The organism is candidate division KSB1 bacterium (genome assembly GCA_022562085.1).
Classification (GTDB): Bacteria; Zhuqueibacterota; Zhuqueibacteria; order Oceanimicrobiales; family Oceanimicrobiaceae; genus Oceanimicrobium.
In genome coordinates, this window is the sequence record JADFPY010000372.1 from 1 (window position 1) to 4,309 (window position 4,309).

At 44.6% G+C, this 4,309-nt stretch carries 7 protein-coding genes; all 7 read right to left on the reverse strand.

The genetic code is table 11. The features are described from left to right. Positions 1-211 (reverse strand): DUF4160 domain-containing protein (locus IH879_20475; protein ID MCH7677305.1); only part of this gene is annotated, 211 nt, incomplete at its 3' end. Between the two features lie 344 nt (positions 212-555). Next, positions 556-750 carry a hypothetical protein gene (locus IH879_20480; GenBank protein MCH7677306.1) on the reverse strand — a complete coding sequence of 65 codons (195 nt, stop codon included), beginning with the start codon at positions 748-750 and terminating at the stop codon, positions 556-558. Positions 751-793: 43 nt separating this feature from the next. Beyond that, positions 794-1,168 (reverse strand): DUF1801 domain-containing protein, encoded by a 375-nt coding sequence (locus tag IH879_20485; GenBank protein MCH7677307.1) that lies wholly within the window; start codon positions 1,166-1,168, stop codon positions 794-796. Positions 1,169-1,173: 5 nt separating this feature from the next. Beyond that, complete coding sequence (locus IH879_20490) at positions 1,174-2,007, reverse strand: peptidoglycan-binding protein (GenBank protein ID MCH7677308.1); 834 nt, start codon at positions 2,005-2,007, stop codon at positions 1,174-1,176. Positions 2,008-2,047: 40 nt separating this feature from the next. After that, positions 2,048-2,440: a DUF1311 domain-containing protein gene (locus IH879_20495; protein MCH7677309.1), complete on the reverse strand. Its 393-nt coding sequence runs from the start codon at positions 2,438-2,440 to the stop codon at positions 2,048-2,050. 51 nt (positions 2,441-2,491) lie between these two features. Then, entirely contained in the window at positions 2,492-3,229 is a 738-nt protein-coding gene (locus IH879_20500) for a TerC family protein (protein MCH7677310.1), read from the reverse strand. Positions 3,230-3,516: 287 nt separating this feature from the next. Then, on the reverse strand, positions 3,517-3,894 hold the full coding sequence (locus IH879_20505; GenBank protein MCH7677311.1) for a universal stress protein: 378 nt from the start codon (positions 3,892-3,894) through the stop codon (positions 3,517-3,519). Positions 3,895-4,309: the final 415 nt, after the last annotated feature.

Here is a 4,309-nt window from a genome sequence, read left to right on the forward strand (position 1 = left end):
CGATGATATCATCTTTCTTTTCCTCGATTATTTCTTTTAATTCATTTAATTGTCTTGAAGACAAACCGTGATTTTTAGCTACCGAAATTAATGGTTCTAACCAGAACTTTGCTTCCCCATCAGCACAAAACACATGAATATGCATACGTTTTTCTTCTCGCGAAAAGAAAAAGAAACGATAACCTTTATGTCGAAAAATTGTAGGACTCATTCTAAATAAAATTAATATATCAAAAAACCATTAGCTTTACAAGCCAAAAAAATTAACCTATCCTTTCCACCTCCTTCTCAAGCTCCTGCTTGGGAAGGAAAGACGAAGGGGAGTTTTCATGAAATTGTGTTCCCAAGCCGGAGCTTGGGAACCAGAGAGGTCAGAGATAATAATTGCCTGGGTTGCGGAAACCGCTACGCTAATTTCCGCAACCATCTAAATTGCCTTAAAACCGGAACGCGACCCGGCTCATTAAAGATGACAATAACTTTGTAGTTTTCCGCCTGACGGGCAAAATGCCGGGCGCTTTCCGGAACGTGATAAACGTCACCGGCCCGATAAACTTACTCGCCATCGATGACAAGCTCACACTCACCTTCAAACACAACCCCAAATGAAGCGGCGTGTGTGTGCGGAGTGAACTCGACAGCTTCGTCATTCTCATTGAAAACGACCTGGTGGTTTTTGCTCTCAACCATAAATCCTCTAATGGCGCCGGCGCCGTCACTGGAATAACCCGCTTTAGGTAATTTTTCCACAAACTCCGGAAATGATTTATTATTACTTCTGACATTCGGTTCCTTATTTTTTTAATCTTGGTAAGTGTTTTGTAGCAGCCTCAAGCAATTGAGATAAGGCCGCCTGCTCGAGTTGTTCCTGTTTAGTTATTTTGATATGCCGAAAGAGCGCCCCTGTGCCCTCGAGGAGGTTTTCAGGATCGGGGAGTTCGGCACCGTAGTTAAAGCCAAGGTTGATATGATTTTTAAAGACGCCGATGTAACAGAAGTGCTCCGACATCTTTTTAGGTCCTACACCGTAGCCAGCGTATTTTTGTTTTGGCCAGGGCACCTCGACAACGTCGGGCATGATTTCCTTAATCAACGCTCTGGTGCGTTTCGCCAACTCTTGTACCGCAGGACTTGCTTTCGTAAGAATTTCTTCAAAACCGTCTGGCATTTTGTTTAAGCCAACTCTTTTCGAATCAAGTCGGCCTCCATTTTTCGGCGTTTTCGTATACCTGGCAACCGATGATTCTGCTGCATTGAGCCAATTGTATTCGCAACCTGAAGCCAATTTTTATCAGCGAGCGGTTCCTCAAGCACCGATAGACCTGCATTATTAGGACCCCGGTTATAAGATAGTGAAAGCAATGCGGTTTGGACCGACCCCAAAGTATCCGCATCATCTAAAGTCGGGAAGCGCTTGGCGATTTTTCCCCAATAGGGTTTCGCTGCAAACTGGAAAATCGTGTCGGCCTGCTCGCGGCTAATCCTGATCGTCTGAAGTACTGCATCGGCTTTGAGAGCTGCTTCAGCAGCGTCTCCTTTTATACCAAGAACTTTTTTAACAGCCGCAAACTGCTCCCCGGTGAACAAATTTTTGTAGGCCGCTTCAATCAGCGAGGAATCCGCATAACCGAGATCGACACCGGGATCCAGGGTGACTCCCGAGGCTCCTTTGGGCCAGTATGGTTTCCCCGCGTGCCCTTCACGAGCGTGAACCCAACTCAAATCGCCTCTAAAACCTTTCAGCACAGACGAATCCACCGCTGGCTCTTGATTTCCCCCAGCATCTGCTAATGCTTTCCAGGTTTTTGAACCAACAATTCCGTCATCTTGCAGGCCGTGTTCACGTTGAAAAGCTTTCACAGCCTTTACGGTTCCCTCTCCAAATAAGCCATCGGTGTCGACAGAGTGGCCGGCTTCCTTCAGTGCCTGCTGCAATCGTTTGACCTCATCGCGTAGTTCGGGCGATGTGTTAGAAAATCCGTCTTTGAGTCTCAATACTATTGCCATGCTCCCCTCCTTTGGTTTGATTAAACGTTATCTTAATCTCTTAATTCGAATCCATTCTCTTTAGAATTTCTCTGAGATTCTCAACTCTCTGCTCTGTCAATGAAGCCATCACCGACACATAAACAAGCGAATACATAGACCCGCCCTCCTCTTCACTCGCTTCAAACTCCGCACTCTTATCTCGAAAAACTATCCAGGCCAGTTGTGCTTCCTTGAGTTTTGTTTTTCGCGCCACACTCAATTTAGACCTTACTTTTTTATAAACCAGATTTAATTCCGCATCCCATTGTTGGTATTGCTGACCCAGACATTCCTGCATTTCAACCGTTGTCATCGCGTCTTCACAAGGATCTTTTGATTCCGGCTCTTGAGCACTACTGACACTAGTTATCAGGAGTGAAATTAACAAAAAAAGTAAGATTCTTTTAATCATGATAGTATCCTTACATCTTTTTTTCTTTAATGGAAAGAAGCAATAAGCCCACTACTGACCTTTTTGATGAAGTTTGACCGGTTTCGAATATTTCGCCCGCATTTTGATGTTTAACATTTCCACACCCACGGAAAACGCCATTGCAAAATAAATGTACCCTTTAGGAATGTGCAACTCCAGGCCTTCGCCAAACAACGCCACGCCGATCAAGATCAGAAAACTCAGGGCAAGCATTTTTATGGTCGGGTGTTGTTCGACAAAGTCACCTATCACCTTAGCAGCAAACATCATCACGCCAACAGAAATAACGATGGCAATGACCATAACCGCGACATGCTCCGCCAGTCCAACGGCGGTTATCACTGAATCCAAAGAAAAGACGATATCGAGAATGGCAATTTGAATCAGGACGCTGGCAAAGCCGGCAGTAGCTTTCCCCTGCTTTTCCTCTTTATATCCTTCCAGGCTATTATGAATTTCATGGGTGCTTTTTGCGAGCAGGAACAACCCGCCAATGATCAGAATAAAATCGCGGCCCGAAAGCTCGTTGCCAAGAATTGTCAACCAAGGTTTGGTTAAGCTCATGACCCAGGTAATCGAAAGCAGAAGAAGAATGCGGGTCAGCATCGCTGCTGCAAGACCTAACGTTCGGGCCCGGTTGCGCTGCTCCTCCGGTAAACGACCGGCTAGAATAGTTATAAAAATGATATTATCGATGCCGAGGACTATTTCGAGGGCCGTGAGAGTAGCAAGCGCTATCCAGGCTTGCGGGTCTGAGATCCAATCCATTTGAGTTCCCTGACCCGGACAACCCGTGGATTGTCAAACCAACAGGGTAACCGGAAATTAAAAATTACAAAGCTAAGCTCAAATTCAAATAAATCTCAATTTACAAATGACCAGAGGTCGACATAAAACACGAGTTTGGGATTTTGAAAATTTGATAATTGGAATTAGTTCGTTATTTGATTTTGAGATTTTGGTTTCAGTCTTTGCACATCGGGCAGACATTTTTCCTGAGGTATTAATTGTTACCATTCTATTTGGGTACCATAAGCACAGGACAAGAGACCAGGTCAGTCACCCGGTTCGTCAACAGAATCAATGAGCGCTGCGAGAAACGCGTTTTTGGAGTGATGGCCAATGACCAGCAGGTCGATATCTTCGGTTGCTTTAGCGATTTCCTTTGCATATGACTCGCTTTCCGTAAGGGTGATTTTGATTTCATTCGCTTCTTTTTCGTATCCTGCTTTGCGAAACTGCTCCCGAATGTCTTCCTCACTTACCAGGGGCAGGGTGTCCATCATCATGTGGGCTTTTCCGGCTGCGGGGTCGTTGACATGGAAAGCAGACAGGTCTGCATTTAGGGTCTCTGCCAAACGAATCGCTTCATTGATGACGTTATTCTCGTCGTCGGTGCATTCCAATGCGATTAGGATTTTTTTGTAAGGCATTTTGAGTTTCTCCGATTTGATTTTTTAACGGCAGAGTTAAGCTGCACCAAACATCAGCCTAACTTACAGTAAATTTACAAACTTGCAATGCAAAGAACCTGGACATCAAACGCGGATACGTTTGCGTGCGTCTTCCATTTCGCTATCATTTTCATTGATTGCCTCCCTAATCAATGGTGTCCGTCTTATGCTAGTTTTCATTTCTTCCATTAATTTAGGTAAAGTATCTATAGAAGGATATCTTCTATTTTGAGTTTCTTTTCAATAGGATCAATGAAAAACGGCAATTTACGCCGCCCATGAATATCCTTTTCAGACGCGCGTTTTATTTGTCTTTCAGTGAGTTCAACACCCATTTCGGCGAGGACGTGCCTCGCTTGCTGTAAATTGATGTAGCAAGGTTGCTTCACGTACT